The 2,628-nt window shown below is 64.8% G+C and carries 2 protein-coding genes and 1 pseudogene; 1 reads left to right on the forward strand and 2 read right to left on the reverse strand.

All coding sequences use genetic code 11. The annotated features are described in order from the left end of the window. The coding region (locus tag ACTHL9_RS10140; protein WP_440518821.1) for a VWA domain-containing protein at positions 1-1,097 on the forward strand (1,097 nt) is incomplete at its 5' end. Positions 1,098-1,107: 10 nt separating this feature from the next. Here ACTHL9_RS10140 and ACTHL9_RS10145 read toward each other — a convergent pair. Together ACTHL9_RS10145 and ACTHL9_RS10150 are read right to left on the reverse strand one after the other, a co-directional pair. Beyond that, a complete protein-coding gene (locus ACTHL9_RS10145; protein ID WP_440518823.1) occupies positions 1,108-1,878 on the reverse strand; it encodes a hypothetical protein in 771 nt (256 codons plus the stop codon). Positions 1,879-2,272: 394 nt separating this feature from the next. Beyond that, positions 2,273-2,628: pseudogene (locus ACTHL9_RS10150) on the reverse strand (ATP-dependent helicase); the annotation flags it as partial.

Here is a 2,628-nt window from a genome sequence, read left to right on the forward strand (position 1 = left end):
CCGGCCAGTCATTTGCCCTCTCGGCCGACGACGTCCGCCGCGATCAGGCCCTCGCCGCGCTGTACGACGCCCCGGCCAAGGGGCCCGGCGGAATGGGCGCCTCGAGCCCTCGGGTAGCTCGTTGGCTCGGGGACATCCGCACCTACTTTCCGTCCACGGTCGTGCAGGTGATGCAGGGCGACGCCATGGACCGCCTCGGCCTGCGCCAACTGCTGCTCGAACCGGAGATGCTGCGGACGGTCCAGCCCGACATCGGGCTCGTGACGACGCTTGTCGGCCTGGGTCGGGCGATCCCCCAACGCTCGCGTGAGACCGCACGCCAGGTTGTCCGGCAGGTCACGCGGGAGCTCGAGGAGCGGCTCCGTTCCAAGACAGTCCAAGCAGTCACGGGAGCCCTGAACCGCGCGGCCAGGACTCGTCGGCCTCGGCATCGGGACATCGACTGGAACCGCACTGTCGCGGCCAACCTCAAGCACTACCAGCCCGAGTACCGGATCGTTGTGCCCGAACGTCTCATCGGCTACACCCGGAACACGAGCCAAGTGCAGCGAGAGATCATCCTCTGCATCGACCAGTCAGGGTCAATGGCGGAGTCCGTGGTGTATTCGAGCGTGTTCGGTGCGGTGCTCAGTTCGCTGCGGTCCATCCGCACCCGGCTCGTGGTCTTCGACACAGAGGTGGTCGATCTGACGGAAGAGCTGGACGATCCGGTGGACGTCCTCTTCGGCGTGCAGCTCGGTGGCGGCACTGATATCAACCGGGCCCTCGCCTACTGCCAGAGCCAGATCGCGAGACCCGCAGAGACGATCCTCGTCCTCATCAGCGATCTCTACGAGGGCGGGATCGCCGAGGAGATGCTGCGGCGAGCCGCCTCCATTGTCGGGTCAGGCGCCACCTTCATTGCGCTGTTGGCGTTGAGCGACAGCGGACACCCGTCGTTCGACGCCCATCACGCAACCGCCCTCGCCGAGATCGGTGTGCCCGCCTTCGCCTGCACGCCGGATCAGTTCCCTGACCTCATGGCCGCCGCCATCGAGCGCCGCGACCTGGGGGCTTGGGCCGCGGCGCAGGGCATCCCGACGGCGGGCACTGCCTGAGGCGGAGTGGTCACTGGACCGGATTGTCGCCGATCTCCTCGAACAGCGCATCGTGGACGAGCACACGCGCCGGAGCGCTAAGGATTCGGGTGAAGTAATGGCCCGAATCGGGGTCACCAACGTTTCCGAGCGCGGCCCAGAGGCGGTTCCAGACTGGGTAAACCTCGTAACTGGTGATCTTGTCTCCCGTTCCCAGTCTCCAGCCGAGCTCACTCAGCGTCCCAGCCACGGCCTCCATGTCGATCTTCCCCTCGGTCGTCGCCGCGTGCACGAGGATGACGATGCCGGCCTCCGCCTCTAACTCTGAACCGTTCGGCACGAGTGTGTCCGCCAGATGCCGCCACAGGGCGGCATCGTCCGCGAGGCCAACGCGGCCCGCCCTCGCCAGCCGCAGCGAGCTCTTGTACTTGCGAACCAAGCCCACCGCCTTGAGGTAATCGCGAAAGTACAACACGGGATTGGCACGAACCTCGCTGCTGATCGTGAAGGGCCAGCCGTGCATTGTGGGCAGGAGCGCCGCCAGCGCCTTCACGTCGGCGGGCTTGAGGTAACCGGATGCTGTGAGCCGCAGGCCGTCGCCGTCCGCCCGTTCAAGGACCCAGCGGAAGGCCGCGAGGGAGGTGCCGTAGTCGATCGGAGCGGCGAGATACCTCGAGAGCGAGACGTCGACGGCGCGCTCCTTGAACTCCCGTCCGACGCTCGTCCCATCCAAGCGATTCAGGACGTCGGTCAACGCCGGATGAAGCCGTTGCATGATGCGGCGGCGCGTTGCCGCCCCCATCTCCCTCTCATCCTCGTGAGCGACCGAAAAAGCCGCGGCAACCCTAAGGTTACCGCGGCCTCGTGGTCGGGCTGACAGGATTTGAACCTGCGACCCCTTGGAGATTTTTGAATTCCCCGGAAGGTTGCGGAAATCTCGCGTTTTCCCTGATCAGACGGGGAATCGGGCGACTCCCCGATGTGAATTCTACCGGTTTATTCCCGATCGGTCACGGGTGTTTTCGATGGGTATTTGATGGCCGCAGGATACCCTGCGGAATTCCCCCGATCAGCTGGCTCGTCCATGACATGATCAACAACCCGTCGATGTTCTTCCTCCGGACTAGCGGCTGGTCCGGGTGCCCCATGATCGAGGTCCCTCACGGACGCCCCTTTCCGGGCTGCCTATTCCGGGGTCATGCTTCGGGGATTGCCGCACTTGGCTCGGGGCTCACAGAACCTGTTGGGGGCCGTGCAAGGAGGCGTTCCTTCTCGGCCGCGACGATGTCGCGCGCCAGCTCGGCTTCGGAGATATCGAAGGCTTCAGGCGCGCTGTCGGCTGTTTCGCTGACGCGGGCGAAGTCGTCGAAGAGCTTTTGTTTGCGGGCAAGAATCTCAGTGAGACGTCGATCGACTCCTTCTTCGGAGAGAAGGCGATGGACTTGGACTGATTCGAGTTGTCCCATGCGTCGCGCTCGGGCTATGGCCTGCCATTCGATGGTGGGCTTGAGCTGTGGTTCGCAGATCACGACGACCGAGGCGGCCTGGATGT

Source organism: Sinomonas sp. (assembly GCF_051955515.1).
Classification (GTDB): Bacteria; Actinomycetota; Actinomycetes; order Actinomycetales; family Micrococcaceae; genus Sinomonas.

Coding starts and splice junctions, on each gene's coding strand:
- ACTHL9_RS10145 (WP_440518823.1), bottom strand. CDS start 1,878: ATGGGGGCGGCAACGCGCCGCCGCATCATGCAACGGCTTCATCCGGCG.